The organism is Amycolatopsis sp. WQ 127309 (assembly GCF_023023025.1).
Lineage (GTDB): Bacteria > Actinomycetota > Actinomycetes > Mycobacteriales > Pseudonocardiaceae > Amycolatopsis.
Window position 1 is genome coordinate 6,492,099 of record NZ_CP095481.1, and the last position, 20,839, is coordinate 6,512,937.

Annotated in this window: 10 protein-coding genes; 7 read left to right on the plus strand and 3 right to left on the minus strand. The window is 73.5% G+C overall.

Annotated features, from left to right (window positions below; genetic code table 11):
* Nucleotides 1–14 precede the first annotated feature (14 nt).
* The 6 genes from MUY22_RS29655 to MUY22_RS29680 all read left to right on the plus strand — a co-directional run bounded on the left by MUY22_RS29655 (nt 15) and on the right by MUY22_RS29680 (nt 15,439).
* Entirely contained in the window at nt 15–209 is a 195-nt protein-coding gene (locus MUY22_RS29655) for an MbtH family NRPS accessory protein (RefSeq protein ID WP_247049982.1), read from the plus strand.
* Between the two features lies 1 nt (nt 210).
* Nucleotides 211–477 carry a phosphopantetheine-binding protein gene (locus tag MUY22_RS29660; RefSeq protein WP_247049984.1) on the plus strand — a complete coding sequence of 89 codons (267 nt, stop codon included), beginning with the start codon at nt 211–213 and terminating at the stop codon, nt 475–477.
* Nucleotides 478–590: 113 nt separating this feature from the next.
* Nucleotides 591–1,259 carry a thioesterase II family protein gene (locus tag MUY22_RS29665; protein WP_247049986.1) on the plus strand — a complete coding sequence of 223 codons (669 nt, stop codon included), beginning with the start codon at nt 591–593 and terminating at the stop codon, nt 1,257–1,259.
* 244 nt (nt 1,260–1,503) lie between these two features.
* A complete protein-coding gene (locus MUY22_RS29670) occupies nt 1,504–2,676 on the plus strand; it encodes a cytochrome P450 (RefSeq protein ID WP_247049988.1) in 1,173 nt (390 codons plus the stop codon).
* A gap of 23 nt (nt 2,677–2,699) precedes the next feature.
* Nucleotides 2,700–3,911: an MFS transporter gene (locus MUY22_RS29675; protein WP_247049990.1), complete on the plus strand. Its 1,212-nt coding sequence runs from the start codon at nt 2,700–2,702 to the stop codon at nt 3,909–3,911.
* A gap of 11 nt (nt 3,912–3,922) precedes the next feature.
* Entirely contained in the window at nt 3,923–15,439 is an 11,517-nt protein-coding gene (locus MUY22_RS29680; RefSeq protein WP_247049992.1) for a non-ribosomal peptide synthetase, read from the plus strand.
* 75 nt (nt 15,440–15,514) lie between these two features.
* Here the strand turns inward: MUY22_RS29680 and MUY22_RS29685 are convergent, their stop codons facing one another.
* Nucleotides 15,515–16,717, minus strand: coding sequence for a helix-turn-helix domain-containing protein (locus MUY22_RS29685; RefSeq protein ID WP_247049994.1), 1,203 nt, complete (start codon nt 16,715–16,717; stop codon nt 15,515–15,517).
* Nucleotides 16,718–16,966: 249 nt separating this feature from the next.
* Between MUY22_RS29685 and MUY22_RS29690 the strand changes: the two genes are divergently transcribed.
* Nucleotides 16,967–17,197: a hypothetical protein gene (locus MUY22_RS29690; protein WP_247049996.1), complete on the plus strand. Its 231-nt coding sequence runs from the start codon at nt 16,967–16,969 to the stop codon at nt 17,195–17,197.
* A 98-nt stretch (nt 17,198–17,295) separates the two neighbouring features.
* Here MUY22_RS29690 and MUY22_RS29695 read toward each other — a convergent pair whose 3' ends face one another.
* Both MUY22_RS29695 and MUY22_RS49785 read right to left on the minus strand, forming a co-directional pair.
* The gene (locus MUY22_RS29695) at nt 17,296–20,145 is read right to left on the minus strand and encodes an AfsR/SARP family transcriptional regulator (protein WP_247049998.1); all 2,850 of its coding nucleotides are present in this window, start codon (nt 20,143–20,145) and stop codon (nt 17,296–17,298) included.
* A 51-nt stretch (nt 20,146–20,196) separates the two neighbouring features.
* On the minus strand, nt 20,197–20,607 hold the full coding sequence (locus MUY22_RS49785; protein WP_371827499.1) for a nuclear transport factor 2 family protein: 411 nt from the start codon (nt 20,605–20,607) through the stop codon (nt 20,197–20,199).
* Nucleotides 20,608–20,839: the final 232 nt, after the last annotated feature.

Here is a 20,839-nt window from a genome sequence, read left to right on the forward strand (position 1 = left end):
GGAAGGACTCCACAATGGACGCGTTCAAGGACTTCACCGTCGTCGTCAACGACGAGGAGCAGTACTCGATCTGGCCGGCCGAGCTGCCCACCCCCGCCGGCTGGCACGCCGCCGGAAAGAGCGGCAGCCGGGAGGAGTGCGTCGCCTGGGTCGATCAGACCTGGACCGACATCCGCCCGAAGAGCCTGCGCGTCGCGCTGGGCGTCTGAGATGCTGGAGACGATAGCCGCGGTCTGGGCCGAAGAGCTGGGCGTCCCCGAAGTCCGCCCGGAGGACGGCTTCTTCGAGCTGGGCGGTCACTCGCTGACGGCGTTGCGGGTGGTGTACCGGGTGCGGGACGAGTTCGCGGTGAACCTGTCGCTGAGAGACCTGATGTCCGCCAGAACCCTCACGGACTTCGTCAAGACGGTCCAGTCGGCCACCCGAACCCCAGCCCGGCCGACGGTCGCGCTGGTAGGCCGCCGGGGCACCCGATGACGCTCGCACCAAGCCCACTACCGCCGATCGCGGGACCGGCAAGTCCCCGGCCCGCGATCGCGGGGGACTGGTGCTACCGGCCGCACCCGCTGCCGGAGGGGACTCCGCAGGCGGTGTGCTTCCCGCACGCGGGCGGCGACGTCACGGCGTTCGCGGGCCTGGCGGCGGCACTGGCCCCTTCACTGGAGGTCTGGGCGATCCGCCTGCCGGGCCGCGGCGGTCGGTTTGTCGACTCTATGCCGGCCACCTTTGCCGCCTTGGCCACGGCGGTGATCGACGGCCTCGCCCCGTACCTGCAGCCGGGAGCGCTGTTCTACGGCCAAAGTTTCGGCGCGCTCCTGGCTTTCGAGGTGGCCCGCGCGTTACCGGTGGCTTTACGGCCACGGATCGTGATCCCGGCGTGCGCGGCCCCACCGCCGGGTTGGCCGGGCTCGATCCCGCCGACCTCGGAGGGCGCAGCGGACCTCCTGGAGCGGTGCGGCCTGGCCACAGCTTTGCCGGACGACGAGACGATCCGCGAGCTGGCGGTGGCGACGATCCGAACGGACCTGACGGTCTGCCGCAGCTACCGCCACCGCCCGGACCCACGGCCGGACTTCGCCATCCACGCGGTGGCCGGCGCGGAGGACACGGCGCTCCGACCGGCCACGCTGGCGGGCTGGGCCGAGGCGACAACGGGCCGTTTCACAGCATCCACCGAACCCGGCGGCCACCTCCTGGCCACACCCCTGTCCGCCGGCCCCGCCGACCTGCTCCGCACCCTGCACCTCGGCCGGTCGTGAGTGGTGATTCGGGCCAGAACCCGAATCACCACTCACGACCGCCAGACCACTGCCTGCACGAGGCCCGGCGATCGTTACCGGCGCTCGCGCTACGTCGGCGGAGCCGTCAAGCGGGCTGCTCCCGCGCCAAGTCGGACCAGACCTCCGCACCACCCGGACCCGCCCGCCCAACCCGCCCCGCACCACCGGAACCGCCCCGCAACCCGCCAGCACCACCGGAACCGCCCCGCCTGAGGAGGCACTCGTGTCCACCGCCACCGTCGATCTGACCGATCCCGGCCTCTGGGCCCGGCCCGACGTCGGCGGCATCGTCGCCGATCTGCGGGCTCAGGCTCCCGTCCACCGCACCGAAACCGCGCTCGACGGGGCCGTCTGGTCCGTGCTCGGCTACGACCTCGGCTCCCGCGTTCTCACCGACGCGGCCACCTTCAGCTCCACCGGCGGGTCGCTGCTCGGGACCGGTGGCACCCCGGCCGGCGCCGGCAAGATGATGGCGCTCTCCGATGGGCCGCGGCATCGTGAACTCCGCGCGCCCGTCCTGCCGTACTTCTCGCCCAAGGGCGTGCGCGGCGCGGCTCAGAGCATCACCGAGTTGGCCGACAAGGTGATCAAAGACGCTGTCGAGCAGGGTGAAGCCGATCTCGTCGACGTCCTCGCCACCGTGCCGCTCGTCGTGATGTGTGATCTGCTCGGCATTCCCGGCGACGATCGCGATCTGGTCGTCTCCGTCTGCGACGAAGCCTTTCTCGCCCAGACGCCGGACGCGCGCCGCGCCGGGCACCAGAAGCTGCTGCCTTACCTGTTCGAGAAGGTCGTCCAGCGGCGCAAGCACCCCGCCGACGACCTGATCAGCACCCTCGCCACCCACCGCATCAACGGCCGGCGCCTGCCGATCGAGGACGTCGTGCTCAACCTCGACAACATCGTCGTCGGCGGGGTGCAGACCGTGCGGCACACCGCGGCCATGAGCGTCCACGCGCTGATGCAGCGCCCCGACCTCTGGAAAGCGCTGGCCGGCGGCGCCGACCTCGACCTCGCCACCGACGAGCTGCTGCGGTTCACCTCCGTCGGGCTGCACGTCCTGCGCACCGCCACCACCCAGGTCGAGCTCGGCGGGCACGTCATCGACGCGGGCGACAAGGTCGCCGTGTGGACGTGGTCGGCCGACCACGACCCCACGATGTTCGACCGGCCCGACGAGCTCCTGCTCGACCGGTCGCCGAACCGGCACCTCGCCCTGGGCGTCGGCGCGCACTACTGCATCGGTGCGCCGCTGGCCAAGGCCGAGCTGAAAGCGATCTACGCCGCGCTGCTGGATCAGGTCGCCGTGCTGGAACCGGCCGGTGACGCGGTGCACAACCGCTCGATCATCAACTTCGGCTTCGACCACCTCCCGGTGCGCCTGCGGGCCCGCTGAGCGCGACGGAACGGACACCAGCCATGACACAAGCACCCGTGCGAGAGACGAAGCCCGCCGCGATGTGGGGCAAGGTCGGCCTCCTGCTCACCGGCCAGGGCGTCTCCCTGATCGGCGACCAGGTGTTCTTCATCGCCGCCGTCTGGGCCGCCGCCCAGCTCGGCGGGACGGCCGCCGTCACCTGGGTGACCCTGGCCGAGTCCGTGCCGCGCGCGCTCGCGATGATCTTCGGCGGCGTCATCTGCGACGCCTTCGGCCCCCGCTCGGTCCTGTTGCGCACGACGTCGGTGCGGATCGCCGTGCTGGCCGTCTCGGTCGTGGTCGCGCTGTCCGCGCAGTCCGTGACGCTGCTGGTCGTCGTCGCGGCGCTCGAAGGCGCGATGCTCGGGCTCGGGTCGCCGTCGTTCGGCACGCTCATGCCGCGCATGGTCCCGAAGGACCGCTTGAGCACGGCGAATTCCGTACGCACCATGGTCGCCCGGTTCGCCCCGATCCTCGGGTCGCCGTTCGGCGCCTGGCTGGTCGCGACCGGGCACCTCGGTGTCGCCCTCGCCGTGGTCTGCGGTGGCTGTGTGGTCTCGCTCGTCTGCCTCGCGCCGGCGACCAGGGCGATCGACGCGCCGCGCACCGTGTCGAGCGTTCCGCTGTGGCGACGCTCGGGTGACGGCCTCAAGCTGCTGCGCGCCGACCGCCGGCTGCGGCTGCTGTTCCTTTCCGGGCTGTGCCTGGACTTCGCGTTCGCGTGGCCGATGAACCCCGGCCTGCCCGAGGTCGTCATCGAACGCGGCTGGGCCGTTTCCGCGGTCGGTCTCCTCATCGCCTGCTGGGCGGCCGGCGCGCTGGTGTCCGCCGGGCTCGGCGCGCTGCTCGGCGACCGCGTGCCGATCTCGGTGCGGCTCGTCGGCAGCGGGATCGGCATCGCGGTTCTGCTGCTGGGCATGGTCCTGGTGCCGTCGCTGTGGGCGATGGCCGCGATGGCCGTCTTGCTGGGCGTCTGCTCCGGGCAGAACGGCCCGGCCGCGGTGACGCTCTACCAGCAGGCCGCGCCGATGGACCGCCTCGGCGTCGCCATGTCGATGGTGTCGCTGTCCGGCATCGGCTGCGCGCCGCTCGCCTACGCCGTGTCCGGCGCCATCGCCAGCTTCACCACCCCCGTCGTCGCCTGGATCTGCAGCGCCCTGCTCGCCTTCGGCGGGCCGGTGTTCGCGGCCCGGGCCCTGCGCCTGCCCCAGTGAAGGGATTTCCCGTGCGTCCGTTGTCGTTCGGCCAGCAGCGCCTGTGGTTCCTGGACCAGCTGGAAGGCCCCAGTGCGACCTACAACGTCCCGTTCCCGCTGCGCCTGCGCGGCCGGCTCGACCGCCGCGCGCTGCGGCAGGCGGTCGACGACGTCCTCGGCCGCCACGAGGTCCTGCGCACCGTCATCCCGGTCGACGGCGGTGTACCCGGCCAGCAGGTTTTGTCCACTGTGGACACGGCCGGACGGCTGGTCTTCGACGTCCGGTCCGGCGACGATCTCGCCGAGGTGATCGCCCGGCCCTTCGACCTCGCCGCGGACCTCCCGCTGCGCGTCACCCTGTTCGAACTCGCCCCGGACGACCACATCCTGCTGCTCGTGCTGCACCACATCGCCTGTGATGGCTGGTCGCTCGGCCCGCTCGGTCGTGACCTGGCAAGCGCTTACACGGCGCGTCTCGACGGCGCGGCGCCGGACTGGGAGCCGCTCCCGGTGCAGTACCTGGACTTCGGCGAGTGGCAGCGCGAGGTGCTCGGCACCGAGGACGACCCGGACAGCCTGCTCTCGGCCCAGCTCGCCTACTGGACCGAACGGCTCGCGGGCATCCCCGAGCGGATGGTCCTGCCCGCGCACCGCACCGGCGGTACGACCGGCGCCGCGGGGCTCGTCGAGGTCGACATTCCCGCTGACCTGCACGCCCGGCTCGTCGCGGTGACACGCGCCGCGCGCTGCACGCCGTTCATGGGCCTCCAAGCAGCATTGGCCGCGTTGCTGCACCGCTGGGGTGCGGGCGACGACATCGTGCTGGGCACCCCGGTGGCCGGCCGCGGCGAGGAGGCCCTGGAAGACCTCGTCGGCTTCTTCGTCAACACGCTGGTCCTGCGCACCGACCTGTCCGGCGACCCAAGCTTCGCCGAACTCCTGGACCGGGTCCGCGACACCGGTCTCGACGCCTACGCCCACCAGGACGTCCCCTTCGACCGGCTGGTCGACCGCCTCGGCGCCGGCCGGTCCGCGCACCCGCTGTTCCAGGTCATGGTCGTCCTCCAGCACGACGACGGGACGGCGCTCACCCTGCCCGGCCTCGACGTCCAGCCGGTTCCCCTGGACCTGGCGACCGCCAAGCTCGACCTCAGCGTGGTCTTCGCCGAGCACGCGGACGGCGTCTCGTGCCAGTTCGAGTACGCCGTCGACCTGTTCGACAAATCCACTGTGGACGAGATGGCGGACATGCTGGTGCGCCTGCTCGACCTCGCGCTGGCCGAGCCGGACCGTCCACTCGGGATGCTCGATCTCGCGCGGGTCGACGCCGTGGCGCAGGAAGCCGCTCCCGAGATCGCGCCGGTGACCTTCCGCAGCGCCCGGACCGCCCGGGAAGAGATCCTCTGCGCGCTGTTCGCCGACGTCCTCGGGCTCGACAGCGTCGGCCTCGACGACGGCTTCTTCGCCCTCGGCGGCCACTCCCTGCTCGCCACCCAGCTGATCAGCCGGATCCGCACGGCGTTGAGCGCCGAACTCGGCGTCCGCGCGCTCTTCCGCGCCCCGACCGTCGCCGGGATCCTCGCCACCCTCGACGCCCAGGCACCCGGCCCGGTCCGCCCGGCCCTCACCCCGCGACCGCGGCCGGACCGCGTGCCGCTGTCGTCGGCGCAGCGGCGGCTGTGGTTCCTCGCCGGGATCGAGGGCCAGGACCGCGCGTACAACATCCCGCTCACCCTGGGGCTCACCGGGCCGGTCGACGTCGCCGCGCTGGCCGCCGCCTGCCGGGACGTCGTCACCCGCCACGAGACCCTGCGCACGGTGTTCCCGGTGGAGAACGGCGAGCCGTGGCAGCACGTCCTGCCACCCGGTGAGGTGCTCGAAGTCGTCGACTGCGCGCCGAACGAGCCGGCCGTACTGGCCGAGGCGGCCGGGAGCGCCGCGTTCGACCTGGCCCACGAGATCCCGCTGCGCGCGCGGCTGTTCCGTGCCGGCGACGAGTCCGTTCTCGTGCTCTGCCTGCACCACATCGCCGCCGACGGCTGGTCGACCGGCCCGTTGATGACCGATCTCGCCACCGCGTACACCGCCCGGCTGACCGGGCGGCCGCCGACGTGGCCACCGCTGCCGGTCCAGTACGCGGACTACGCGCTCTGGCAGGCCGACCTGCTCGGCGACGAGGCCGACCCGGACAGCCTGGCGGCCCGCCAGCTGGGCTACTGGACCGAGACGCTCACCGGGCTGCCCGACGAACTCGCCCTCCCGGCCGACCGGCCCCGCCCGGCGATCCCCAGCTACTGCAAAGATGTCGTCTCCGCCGACGTCGACGCGGCCACCCACGCGGCGCTCAAGGCCCTGGGCCGGGACAACCAGGCCACGTTGTTCATGGTCGTCCAGGCGGCGTTCGCGCTGCTGCTGACCCGGCTCGGCGCGGGTGCGGACGTCCCGATCGGCACGCCCGTCGCCGGCCGCGGCGAGGAGGCGCTCGACGACCTCGTCGGCTTCTTCGTCAACACCCTCGTGCTCCGCACCGACACCTCGGGCGCGCCGACGTTCCGCGAGTTGCTCACCCGCGTCCGCGACGCCGACCTCGGCGCTTTCGCCCATCAGGACCTGCCGTTCGAACGGGTCGTCGAAGAACTCAACCCGCCCCGCCTGCTGGCCCGGCACCCGCTCTTCCAGGTGCTGCTTTCCTTCCTCGGCAGCGAGACCTCGGGTGATGGGTGGACCCTGCCGGGGCTGACCGTGACGGCCGGGGACACCGTGTCGGGCACCGCCAAGTTCGACCTCGGCCTGACGGTCGAGGACCGCCGCGCCGGGCTCGGCTGCAGCCTCGAGTTCGCCACCGACCGGTTCGACCGCGCCACCGCGCAGGACATCGTCGACCGGCTCGTGCGTCTCCTGCAGATGGCCGCCGCGAACCCGGAGTCGCGAGTGGACAGTGCCGACTTGTTGTCCGATGTGGACCACCGGCGGCTGGGGAAGTGGAACGACACCGCGGCGCCGGTCCCGGCCGCGACGCTGCCGGAGCTGTTCGCCCGGCAGGTGGCGCGGACGCCGGACGTGACCGCCGTCGTGTTCGAGGGCGACTCGCTGACCTACGCGGAGTTCGACGCCCGCGTGAACCGGCTCGCGCGGGCCCTGAGCGGCCGGGGCGTCCGGCCCGGTGACGTCGTCGCGGTGCAGCTGCCGCGCTCGATCGACCTGGTGGTCGCGGTGTACGCCGTGCACCGCGCCGGTGCGGCGTACCTGCCGGTCGACCCCGGTTACCCGGCCGACCGGGTGGCGTTCATGCTCGCCGACGCCCGGCCCGCGCTGGTCCTCACCCCCGGCACGGACCTGGACGGCGACGGCCCGCTGCCCGTCGTCACCCCGGACCACCCGGCCTACGTGATCTACACGTCCGGCTCGACCGGCCGCCCCAAGGGCGTGCTGATGTCGCACGCCGGGATCGCCAACCACCTCGCCTGGATGCAGGCCGAACACCCGCTGACCGGTGGCGACCGGGTACTGCAGAAGACGCCGTCCAGCTTCGACGTCTCGGTCCTCGAGTTCTTCCGGCCGCTGCTGGCCGGCGCGACCCTGGTCGTCGCGCGGCCCGACGGGCACCGCGACCCCGCGTACCTCCTCGACACGATCCGCGCCGAGCGCATCAGCGTGCTGTACGTGGTGCCCGGCATCCTCGACGGGATCCTCGGACTGTCCGAAGAGGACTGCCCGGCGCTGCGGCAGGTGTTCTGCGGCGGCGAAGTCCTGACCGCCGCGCTGGCCGAACGTTGTGCGGCCACGTTGACCGCCGAGCTGATCAACCTCTACGGCCCGACCGAGGTCGCCGTCGACGCCACCGCCCACGCCGTCGGCGCCGGACCGGTGACGATCGGCGCGCCGGTGTGGAACACCCGCGCGTACGTGCTGGACGGCCGGCTGAGCCCGGTGCCGCCGGGCGTGCCGGGGGAGCTGTACCTGGCCGGCGCGCAGCTCGCGGACGGCTACCTGCACCGCGGCGGTCTGACCTCCGACCGGTTCCTCGCCGACCCGTTCGGCGGGCCGGGGGCGCGGATGTACCGGACCGGCGACCTGGTCCGCTGGACCGCCGGCGGCGAGCTGGACTACCTCGGCCGGACCGACGAGCAGGTGAAACTCCGCGGCCTGCGCGTCGAACCCGGTGAGATCGCGGCCGTCGCCGCCGAGCACCCGGGCGTGCGCGAGGCGGCCGTCGTCCTGCGCGAGGACCGGCCGGGCGACCAGCGCCTGGTCGCCTACGTCGTCGGCGACGCCGACCCGGACGCGCTGCGGGACCACGTCGCGGCGTTCGTCCCGCGGCACCTCGTGCCGTCGGCGTTCGTGACGCTGGCCGAGCTGCCGCGGACGCCGAACGGCAAGCTGGACCGCAACGCTCTTCCCGTGCCGGACCTCGTCACCGGAGCCGCGAGGGAACCGCGTGACGCCCGCGAAGAGATCCTTTGTGGACTCTTCGCCGACGTCCTCGGCGTCGAGCGGGTCGGGATCGACGACGGCTTCTTCGACCTCGGCGGCCACTCCCTGCTCGCGACGAAGCTGGTCAGCCGGATCCGCGCCGCGTTCGGCGCGGAGATCGGCATCGGCGACCTCTTCGACGCGCCCACCGTCGCCACGCTCGCCCCGCGACTGTCCACAGCGGACGCCGCCCGGCCGGCGCTGCGCCCGCTGTCACGAACCGAGCTGATGCCGCTCTCCCCGGCGCAGCAACGGCTGTGGTTCATCCTGCAATTCGGTGACGACACCGGCGCCTACGACATGCCGCTCGCGCTGCGGCTGCGGGGCGAGCTGGACCGGGACGCGCTGAGTGCGGCCCTCGGTGACGTCGTCGAGCGGCACGAAGTCCTGCGCACGATCTTCCCGTCGGTCGACGGCGAGCCCCACCAGGTCGTCCTGGACGGCTGGCGGCCGGCGCTGACGGCCCCCGAAGCACGGCCGTTCGACCTGACGTGCGAGCCGCCGTTCCGCGCGTCGCTGGTCGCCGACGCGCCGGACGACCACGTGCTCCTGCTGACGCTGCACCACATCGCCGCCGACGGCTGGTCCATGGGCCCGCTCGTCGACGACCTCACCGAGGCCTACACCGCGCGCCGGGACGGCCACGCGCCGGAGTGGTCGCCGCTGCCGGTCCAGTACGGCGATTACACGCTCTGGCAACGGGATCTGCTCGGTGACGCCGACGATCCGGCGTCGCTGCTGGCCGCCCAGCTGGCCTACTGGCGGGAGCAGCTCGCCGGGATCCCGGACGAGCTGCCGCTGCCGTCCGACCGGCCGCGCCCCGCGGTGGCGTCCCACCGGGGCGACTCGGTGCCGGTGGAGATCGGCGCCGGCCTGAGCGACCGGCTGCGCGCGCTGGCCGGCTCCGCGCAGGTGACGCTCTTCATGGTGCTGCAGGCCGCGCTCGCCACCGTGCTGACCCGGTCGGGCGCGGGTGAGGACGTCCCGATCGGCACGGCCATCGCCGGCCGCACCGACGAGGCTCTTGACGGCCTCATCGGGTTCTTCGTCAACACCCTGGTCCTGCGCACCGACGCCAGCGGCGCCCCGAGCTTCCGCGACCTGCTCGGCCGCGTCCGCGAAACCGACCTCGCCGCCTACGCCCGGCAGGACGTCCCGTTCGAGCGTCTGGTGCACGAGCTGAACCCGGCCCGGTCACTGGCCCGGCACCCGCTGTTCCAGGTGTTCCTGGTCCTGCAGAACACCGGCGACGCGGACCTGAGCCTGCCGGGCCTCGACGTCGCCTCCGAGGTCCTGGACTCCGACGCGGTGAAGTTCGACCTCGGCCTGAACCTCGCCGAGCACACCGGCGGGATCACCGGCTCGCTGTCCTTCGCCGCAGACCTGTTCGACCACGCGACCGCCCACGCGCTCGCCGACCGGCTGGTCCGGCTCCTGTCCGTCGTCGTCGCCGAGCCGGACACCCCGGTCGATCGGATCGACCTCCTGTCCGATGTGGACCGCCGGTCGCTCGCGGAGTGGACGGCGACCGAGGCACCCCTCTCGTCGGAGACGTTGCCGGAATTGTTCTCCCAGCAGGTGTCGCGGACACCGGATGCCACCGCGGTGGTTTTCGAAAGCGTGTCGCTGACCTACGCCGAACTCGACGACCGGATCGAGAACCTGGCCAGGGCGCTGAGCGGCCACGGCGTCCGGCCCGGCGACGTCGTCGCGGTGCAGCTGCCGCGGTCGCTCGACCTGGTCGTCGCGGTCCACGCCGTCCACCGCGCCGGCGCGGCCTACCTGCCGGTCGATCCCGGTTACCCGGCCGAGCGGATCGCTTTCCTGCTCGACGACGCGCGGCCGTCGCTGGTGCTCACCGAGGAGACCCGGCTCACCGGTGACGGGCCGCTGCCCGCGATCACCGCGAGCCACCCGGCGTACGTGATCTACACGTCCGGGTCGACCGGGCGGCCCAAGGGCGTGCTGATGCCGCACGCCGGGATCGTCAACCACCTGGCGTGGATGCAGGCCGACTACCCCCTCGGCCCCGGCGAGCGGGTGCTGCAGAAGACGCCGTCCGGCTTCGACGTCTCGGTGTGGGAACTGTTCTGGCCGCTGCTGACCGGCGCGACGCTGGTGGTCGCTCGGCCCGACGGGCACCGCGACCCCGCGTACCTGCGCGACGTGATCCGCGCCGAAAACGTCACCGTGGCGCACTTCGTCCCGGCCATGCTCGAAGCGTTCCTCTCCGAACCCGGCTCCGGTGAAACCCCGCTGCGGCAGATCTTCTGCGGCGGTGAAGCGCTTACCCCGGCGTTGGCCGAGCGGTGCGCGGCGACGCTGTCCGCGCGACTGTCCAATTTCTACGGACCGACCGAGTTCGCCGTCGAGGCGAGCCATCATCCGTTCACGTCGGGCGAATCCACTGTCCCCATCGGACGTCCGGTGTGGAACACCCGCGCGTACGTGCTCGACGGGCGGCTCGCCCCGGTCCCGCCCGGCGTGCCCGGTGAACTCTGGCTCGCCGGGATCCAGCTCGCCGACGGTTACCTGCACCGCCCCGGCCTGACCGCCGAACGGTTCGTGCCCGACCCGAGCACGCCCGGCGCGCGGATGTACCGCACCGGCGACCTGGTGCGCTGGACCCACGCGGGCGAGCTGGAGTACTTCGGCCGCACCGACGACCAGGTCAAGCTGCGCGGGCAACGCCTGGAGCTGGGCGAAGTCGCCGGCGCGGCGGCCCGGCACCCGGGCGTCACGCAGGCCGTCGCCGTCGTGCGCGAAGACGTCCCAGGTGACCGGCGACTCGTCCTGTACCACACCGGTGACGCGACCGGTGTCCGAAACCATCTCGCGACCGTCCTGCCGGAGTTCATGGTCCCGGCCGCGGTCGTCGCGCTGCCGGAGTTCCCGTTGACCCCCAACGGGAAGATCGACCGTCGCGCCTTGCCCGTCCCGGACGCGGAGGCCGGCTCGTACCGCGCGCCGCGGGACCCGGCCGAAGAGATCCTTTGTGGACTGTACGCCGAGCTGCTCGGCGCCGGCCGCGTCGGGATCGACGACGGTTTCTTCGACCTCGGTGGCCACTCGCTGCTGGCGACCCGGCTGATCAGCCGGGCGCGCACCGCGCTCGGCGTCGAACTGGGCATCCGTGACCTGTTCCAGGCGCCGACCGTCGCCGGGCTCGCCGCCCGGATCGACCACGGCCGGCCCGTCCGGCCCGCGCTGCGCCCGCGTCCGCTGCCCGACCGGATCCCGCTGTCCCACGCCCAGCACCGGCTCTGGTTCCTCAACCAGCTGCACGGCCGTGACGCGGGGTACGCCGTCGTCTGCGCGCTGCGGCTCACCGGGCAGCTCGACCGCGGTGCCCTGGCCGGCGCGCTCACCGACGTCACCGGCCGCCACGAGTCCCTGCGCACGATCTTCCCCGAGCTGGACGGCAGCCCGTGCCAGCAGATCCTGGACGTCTCCGAGGTTCCCCTGGACGTCCGCACGATCGACGGGTCCGACCTGCCCGAGGCGCTCGACGCGGCGGCGGCCGCGACCTTCGACCTCACCACCGACCGGCCGTTCCGGCCCGAGCTGCTCGCGCTCGGCGCGGACGACCACGTGCTGGTGCTGGTGCAGCACCACATCGTCAGCGACGGCTGGTCGATGGGCCCGCTGGTGCGCGACCTCTCGGCGGCCTATACCGCCCGGTGCGCGGGGAAGAGTCCGAAGTGGACTCCGTTGCCGGTCCAGTACCGCGACTACGCCCAGTGGCAGCACGACGTCCTGGGTGATCCGGACGACGACAGCTCGATCCTCGGCGCCGAACTGGCGTACTGGCGCGAGCGCCTCGCCGGGCTTCCGGAGGAACTGGCGCTGCCGGCCGACCGGCAGCGGCCCGCCGTGGCCGAGCACCACGGCGACTCCGTGCCGGTCGAGATCGGTGCCGAACTCCACAATGGACTCCGGGAGCTGGCGCGCGACGGCGGTGTCACGCTCTTCATGGTGCTGCAGGCCGCGTTCGCCGTCCTGCTGAGCCGGCTCGGCGCCGGGGACGACATCCCCATCGGCACCCCGGTCGCCGGTCGCACCGACGAAGCCCTCGACGACCTGGTCGGGTTCTTCGTCAACACCCTGGTCCTGCGCGTCGACACTGCGGGGGAGCCGACGTTCCGCGAGCTGCTCGCCCGCGTCCGCGAAACCGACCTCGGCGCGTTCGCGCACCAGGACGTCCCGTTCGAGCGGCTCGTCCACGAGCTGAACCCGGCCCGGTCGCTGGCCCGGCACCCGCTGTTCCAGGTGCTGTTCGTGCTGCAGAACGCCGACGACGCCGACCTCGAACTGCCCGGCCTGCACGTCAGCGGCGAACCGGTCGCGGTGCGGACCGCGGCGTTCGACCTCGCGCTGTCGCTGCACGAGCTGGACCCCGGCCGGGCGTCCGGCATCGGCGGCGGGCTCACCTACCGCACCGACCTGTTCGACCGCTCGACGGTCGACGGCATCGCGGCGCGGCTGGTCCGGCTGCTGACGGCGGCGGTCGCGTCGCCGGACACCCCGATCGGCGGCCTGGAGCTGCTGGCGCCGGGGGAGCGACGGCGGCTGCTGGCCGCGCCGGACCCGGTGGACTTCGGCCCGTGGCGTGCGGTGCCGGACCAGGTCGCCCGTGTCGACGGCGTCGCGGTCGTGAGTGAAGACGGCGAACTCGGCTACGCGGAGCTGAACCGGCGCGCCAACCAGCTGGCGGGGTACCTCGGGATCGCGCGGGGCACGCTGGTCGGCGTCTGCCTGCCGCGCGGGCCGGAACTGCTCGTCGCCCAGCTCGCCGTGCTGCGGGCCGGGGGCGCGTACGTGCCGCTCGACCCGGGTTATCCGGCCGACCGGCTGGCGTACATGCTCGCCGACGCCGCCGCGCCGATCGTCATCACGACCACCTCGCTGGCCGCGCGGGTGGCCGGTACGGCCCGCGTGTTGTGCCTCGACACGGAATCCGCCGCCATCGCGGCTCAGCCGGTCGAAGCGCCGCCGGTCTCACTCAGCCCGCGCGACGCCGCGTACGTCATCTACACCTCCGGCTCGACGGGCAAGCCGAAGGGCGTGGTCCTCGACCACACCGGGCTGGCCCACCTTTGTGCCTGGTACCAAGGAGAATTCGGCGTCACGGCTGCCGATCGCGGCGGGCACGTGGCCGCACTCGGGTTCGACGCCGCCGTCTTCGAGACCTGGCCGCTGCTCACCGCGGGCGCGTCGGTGCACCTGCCGGCGCAACGCGTGCTCGACGACACCGGCGCCCTCGCCGAGTGGCTCGCCGAGTCCGGGATCACCGTGGCGTTCCTGCCCACGCCCCGGCTGGAACTCATGCTCGACGAGCCCGGGTTCGCCGGCCCGGACCTGCGGGTCGTCGTCGCCGGGGGTGACCGGCTGCGGCGCCGTCCGTCGACCGGAGACGGCTTCCGGCTGGTCAACGGCTACGGGCCGACCGAGTGCAGCGTGATGGCCACCGGCGGCGACGTCACGCCGGACGGCGACGGGCCGCCCGGCATCGGCGGGCCGGTGCCGAACACCCGGGTCTACGTCCTGGACCGGCGGCTGAACCCGGTGCCGGCCGGGGTGCCGGGGGAGCTGTACCTGGCCGGGGCCGGGCTCGCGCGCGGCTACCTCGGCCGCCCGGGCCTGACCGCGGGCGCGTTCGTCGCGGACCCGTTCGGCGGGCCGGGGGAGCGGATGTACCGCACCGGTGACGTCGTGCGGTGGCGGCGTGACGGCGGGCTCGACTTCCTCGGCCGGGCCGACCAGCAGGTCAAGGTGCGCGGGGTGCGGATCGAGCTGGGCGAGATCGACGCCGTGCTCGGCCGCTGCCCCGGCGTCCGGCAGGCGGTGACGGTGCTGCGTGACGACCGGCTCGTCGCGTACCTGGCCGCGGAGTCCGGCGTCTCGCCGAAGTCCCACGCCGAGGCGTTCCTGCCCGCGAACATGGTGCCGTCGGCGTTCGTCGTGCTGGACGACCTCCCGCTCACCCCGAACGGGAAGCTCGACCGGACGGCGCTGCCCGCCCCGGCCCGGGTCGTCGCGGCGGGCCGCGCGCCGCGGACGGCCCTGGAACGCGCGCTCTGCGGGCTGTTCACCGAGGTGCTCGACGTGCCCGAGGTGTCGGTCGACGACGGCTTCTTCGACCTCGGCGGCCACTCGCTGCTCGCCGGGCGGCTGATCAGCCTGATCCGCCGGGAACTGGGTGCGGAGCTGGGCATCCGGGTGCTGTTCGAGACCCCGACCGTCGCCGGCCTGGCGCGGCGGCTGGGTACCGGCACGGCCACCGGCACCGATCGTGACGAGCTGGCCGTCCTGCTGCCGCTGCGTGCGGACGGCGCGGGGGCGCCGCTGTTCTGCGTCCACCCGGCGGCGGGCATCGGCTGGGTGTACTCGGGCCTGCTGGCGCACGTCGACCGGCCGGTGTACGCGCTGCAGTCGCGCGGCCTGACCCAGCCCGACCGCCGGCCGGGCACCGTCGACGAGCTGGTCAAGGACTACCTGGAGCAGATCCGCCGGGTGCGCCCGCGCGGGCCGTACCACCTGCTGGGCTGGTCGTTCGGCGCACAGGTCGCGCACGCGATGGCCGCGCAGCTGCAGGCCCAGGGCGAGGAGGTCGGGCTGCTGGCGATGCTGGACGGCTACCCGCCGTCGGGGGCCGCGCCGTCGGATGAGCCGCTCGCCGCGTTGCTGGGCTCGCTCGGCCACGACCTGTCCGCGCGGCCGGACTCGTCGCCGCTGGAGCTGCCGGAGTTCCGGTCGATCCTGCTCGCGGAGGGCAGCCCGCTGGCCGCGCTGGCGCCGGGAGCGGTGGACGCGTTGCCGGAGGTGTTCGCGCACAACAGCACGCTCGCCCGGACGCACCGGCCGAGCGGGTTCGCCGGGGACGTCCTGTTCTTCCGCGCCACGGAAGGGAAACACGCCGGTTCGCCGTCGCCGTCGGCGTGGGAGCCGTACGTCGAGGGGCGGCTGGCGGTGCACGAGGTCGCGGCCCGCCACGGTGAGCTGATGCGGCCCGGATCGCTGGCCGGGATCGGCCCCGTCGTGGCGGCGCGGCTGGCCGAGGCAGACTGGTCGTGAGTGGTTAGGGCGGTTTCAACCGCCCTAACCACTCACGACCAGCCGCGGCAGACCCGGCAACCGCGGCGGCCCCCGTCAGACCGCTAGGCGGTGGTCCAGGCCCAGGGCGTTCACCAGGTCCAGGGTGCGGAACCGGGTGCGGTCCGGGCCGGCCGGGCGGATCAGGCCGTGCTGGACCAGGCGGCGGACGAACCGGGCGCCGGCCGCGGCCGGGATTCCCGTCAGGCCCGCGACGTCGACCACCGACCAGCCCGCGTCGAGGCCCGTGAGGCGGGCCAGGAGGGACACCTCGGCCGCGTCCAGGCCGCGGACCGCCGAGTCGAGGGTGTCGCGGAGGCCCGGCAGGTGGTCCGCGGTCAGGGCGAACGGGTCGGTCCGGACGTGCTCCAGCACGGCCGCCGGCTCGTAGACCAGGAACCAGCAGGCGGCCGCCTCGAGTGCGGCCGGGATGCCGTCGAGACGGCGGCAGAGCGCGGCGACGTCCGCGGCCGTCGTCCGGTCGAGGGTGAACCCCGGCCGGACCTGGCGGACTTCGCGGACCAGCAGCCGGACCGACGGCACCGCCGCCAGCGCGACCGGGTCGTCGGTGCCGGGCTCGGGGACGGCGAGCGGCGTCAGCGGGAAGACCCGCTCGCCCGGCAGGCCGAACGGCGCCGGGGCGGTGGCGAGGACCCGCAGCCCGCGGCATTCGCGCAGCAGGACGGCCAGATCGTCCAGCCGGACGCGGTCCGGTTCGTGGCCGTCGAGGACCAGCAGGGCCGGACGGTCGCCGATGAGCACGGCGAGGTCGCCGGGCCCGCCGGTTCTCAGCAGCGGGTTCCGCTCGGACGACCACAGCACGAGGACGCCGCCGGATTCGTGCACGCCGCCCGCGACCTCCTGGGCCAGCCGGCTCTTGCCGACGCCGCCCAGCCCGGTGATGGTCACCAGCCGGTGGCTGCCCGCGGCCAGGAGCTCGTGGACGGCGGCGACCTCTTCATCACGGCCGAGCAGCGCGTCCAGTGGCGTGGGCGGTGGTGCCGGGTCGGCGCACCGGAGCCGCAGGTCGCCGGCCGCGACGTGGTAGCCCGCCGCCTCGAAGTCGGCGCGTTCACGGCCCCGCAGGCCGAGGCCGTCGGCGATCAGCCGCACGGTGTCCCGGCGCGGCCGGTGCGCCCGCCCGGACTCGAGATCGCGGATGGCGCGAATGCTCACCGTGGACAGGTCCGCCAATTGACGCTGGGTGGCACCGCGTTTTGTGCGATGCGCCTTCAGCAGTTCACCGAATTTCCGCTGCACGAATCGTCCGTTCCTGTCAGCGCCGTTCCCGATCACGGGGCCCGGCTGTCCGGATGCGGTTTCCACCATGGGACGAGCATCGTGAGCACGGCTATCCCGGCGGTATCACGGAGCCACTGCGGGGGCGATAACCCGGACGATAACGACTGTGACACCCACGCGATAGCGGCGCGATGCCGGGCTTTCCTAACGTCGGTGGGGCAGGTAGCGCAGAAATTCATCAGCTCACGAACGAAAAGAGAGACGACGGTGCGTATTCTTCCGGCCCTCACCGCGATCGCCGCGGCGGTTCTCCTCCCGGTCCTCGCCGCCACGACGGCCCAGGCGGCGCCCGCGGACACCCCGTGGACGGCGACGGCCACCGACACGCCGTGGGGCACCGGCCCGGCCGACACCCCCTGGGCGGCGCCGTCGGACACCCCGTGGACCGGCACCGGCGACACGCCCTGGACCGGCACCGCGTCCGACACCCCGTGGTGACCCGGCCGGCGCCGCCTACGCCGTCGTGAGTGGTAAGCCGGGTTAGAACCGCCCTGAACTCACGACAACCGGCACCGCGCACAAGCCGGGCGACTCGGTCACCCAGGCAGCGCCTGCAATGCCGCGAGGTCGGCGCGCACCCCGTCATCCGGCGCGCCACCGGTGATCCGCTCGTGCAGCTCCAGCGCCTCCACCAGCAGCCGTTCCGCCGTGTCGCGGCGGCCCAGCTGCGCGTGGACCAGGCCCAGCCGGTGCAGGATGCGCGCCTCGCCCGCGAGATCGCGGGCCGCGCGGGCCCGGGTCAGCAGCTCCGTCAGCACCTCGGCGGCCTCCTCGTGCCGGCCCTGGCGCATCATCAGCCCGCTCAGCCGGTACCGCAGCTGGACCTCGACGCGCGGTGTCCCCGTCCGCTCGCAGATCCGCAGCGCTTCGGCCAGGTACGTCCCGGCCCGGTCCTCGTCGCCCGCGTCCAGCTCGGTCTGCGCGAGCCGGCCGAGCACGTAGGCCTCGCCGACCGGGTCCCCGGCCACCCGGAACTCGATGAGCGCCCGCTCGAACCGCGCCTGCGGGTCCGCGCCGCGGGCCTCGTCGACCAAGGCCAGGTTGCGGTGCGCCATCGCCTTGCCGTGGGCGTCGCCGAGGTCTTCGAACGTCGCGAGCGCGCGGGCGAGCGGCTCGGCCGCGGCGTCCGGGTGCGCGCGGCTCAGGTGCAGGGAACCCAGTGAGCACAGCAAAGCCGCTTCGCCACGGCGGTCGGCCGCCGCGCGGACGGCGGTCAGGGCCTGCCGGTGCGTGCGCTCCCAGTCGTCGAAGTAGCACCGGTTCTCGAACAGCGCGACCATCGTGACGGCGAGGTCCCAGGCGTGCTCGGCCAGCCCCGCCTCGGCGGCCAGCGCGACGATCGAGCACAGGTTGTCCTGTTCGTCCTCGAACCACACCAGCGGGTCCGCCAGGATCCGGTCGACGGCGCCGTCGGGCGGCCGCAGCCGCGGCGCCGAGCCGTGCAGCACGGTGAAGTCGCCGCCGTAGATCCGGTGGTGCGCCTCGCACGCCAGGCCCAGCCAGCCGCTCGCGACGCGGGCGAGCGCCGCCCGGCGGCCGCTCGCCTGCTCGTGCTCGTCGAGCTGCTCGCGGGCGAACAGCCGGATGAGGTCGTGGAAGCGGTAGCGCGGGCTGCCGTCCCGCTCGACCGCCGAGATCTCCAGCATCTGCGCGTCGACGAGCCGTTCGAGCAGGTCGGCGGCCTGCAGCGGGTCGACCTCCAGCAGCGCCGCGGCCACCCACACCGGGAAGCTGAGCCGGTCCAGGGCGCTGAGCAGCCGCAGCAGGCGCCGGGCGTCGGCGGCCAGTCCGTCGTAGGTCAGCGCGAGGCTGGCCCGCACCATCAGCTCGCCGTGCGCGAGCTCGTCGAGCCGGCGGCGTTCGTCGGACAGCCGTTCCAGCATCCACGCGAGCGACCAGCTCGGCCGCGCGGCGAGCCGGGCGGCGACGATCCGCAGCGCCAGCGGCAGCCCGCCGACGAGCCGGACCAGCGCGGCGACGGCGGCCGGCTCGGCGGCCACCCGCTCCGCCCCGATCATCATGGCGAGCATCCCGGTCGCCTGGTCCGGATCGAGCACGTCGACGTCCAGGACGCCGGCGCCGGCCAGCCCGGTGAGCCGGACGCGGCTGGTCACCAGCACGACGCAGCTGGCCGTGCCCGGCAGCAGGTCGCGGACCTGGCGCTCCGACCCGGCGTCGTCGAGCACCACGAGCATCCGCTTGCCCGCCAGCCGGTGCCGGTACATCTCCGCGCGTTCGTCGACCGAGCCGGGCACCGCCGGGCCGGGGACGCCGAGGGCGCGCAGGAACCGGCCGAGCACGTCGAGCGGGTCGGCCGGGTGGGCGCGGGTCCCGCCGAGGTCGCAGTAGAGCTGGCCGTCGGGGCAGTGGTCGTCGGCGATCCGGTGCGCGATGTGCACCGCGAGCGCGGTCTTGCCGACGCCGGGCTTGCCCGCCAGCACCACCACCGGGGTCGCGCGGCGGCCCGGGTGGCCGAGCAGCAGCTGTTCGGTCTGCTCGATGAGCGCGTCACGGGCCGTGAAGTCGGCGATGTCGGTCGGCAGCTGGAACGGCGCCACCGGCGGGTGCGCCGGGGCCGCGGGCGCCTCGGGTGCCGGGCTCCGGCGCAGCCCGGCGTCGTCGGCCAGGATCGCGGACTCCAGCCGGCGCAGCTCGTCCCCGGGCTCGAGGCCCAGCTGGTCGACGAGCAGTTCGCGGCCGACGCGGTAGGTCTCCAGCGCCTCGGCCTGGCGCCCGGCCCGGAAGAGCGCGAGCATCAGCCGGCCGCGCAGCCGTTCGCGCAGCGGGTTCGCCGTCACCTGGCTGGCCAGCTCGCCGATCAGCTGGTGGTGCCGGCCGAGCCGCAGCCCCAGGTCGAAGTGGGCTTCGAGGGCGTTGAGGCGCTGCTCCTCGAGGTGGCTGGCCTTGGCCTCGAGCAGCCGGCTGCCGGTGCCGCTCAGCGCGGGGCCGCGCCACAGCGCGAGCGCCGCGTCGAGCAGCCGGGACGCGTCTTCGAGCGCGCCCGCGCGGGTCTGCTCGGCGGCGGCGGAGACCAGGTCGGCGAACGTCCGGGCGTCGAGCTGCCCGTCGGCCACCAGCAGTTCGTACCCGGGGCCGCGGGTGACGAGCGTGTCGGGACCGACGGCGTCGGCCAGCGCGCGCCGCAGCCGGGAGACGCAGATCTGGACCTGCGTCCGCGCCGTCGCCGGGGGATCGTCGTACCAGATGGCCTCGATGAGCTGGTCCAGGCTCACCACGCGGTTCGCGTCGACCAGCAGCGTGGCGAGCACGGTCTGCTGGCGGCCGGGCGGGATGCGGAGCTCGCCACCGGCGACGTCCCGGATCTCCAGGGGGCCGAGGATCCGGTAGACGGGCTGCTCGCCGGACGGCACGCTCGTCGAACTCACACTGTTCCTCAATGACTGTTCCGTGGCCGGGGAGGGCCGGGCTTCCCCGCCTCACCCGACCGCTCGTGAATTTCCCCCGGAACGGAAGTCTGTCTTCTGGACCGTGATAAGCCCATAGTCCGAAAGCGTGAAGCTGTCGACGAAGGCGGTATTTGTACGCCCACCGTTCGGCCCAGTCGTGGTTATGTCGCCGACCGTCACCACCTCACCGTGCGTCACCGTCACTCTGTGCAGGGTGTGCCGCCGTCCGGGTCGGGCCGCGCGGAATCTTTCGATGGCGCAGCGACCCCGTAACGGCGCTATTCCTGGATAGTGCAAAACGGCGTCGGTGGTGAAAAGGGAACCGTATCCGTCGATGTCCCCGATATCGAGGTAGTGGTAGCTGAGCCGCACGTGGTCGATTCCGAGTGCGACGGCGCCGGCACTCGGCCGGGCGTGTTCCCCTGCTCCCGCAGGCGCCATTTCGGCGTCCCTCCACTGAGTCGTCCCGGGGTCGGCCCGCGACCGGGGCCGGCGGGTGCGCCCAGTCTGGCCGGGCCGGCTTGCGGGCCGCTATCCGCGGGCTATCCCGCCGATCGTTGCAACCGGCCCTATTGACACATATGGCAGTCTTTTTCCAACTATACGGACAACGTGTCAATACTCGCCCCGGGCCAGGTCCGGGCGGGTTTCTCTGGGGAGAGGAACCGTCCAT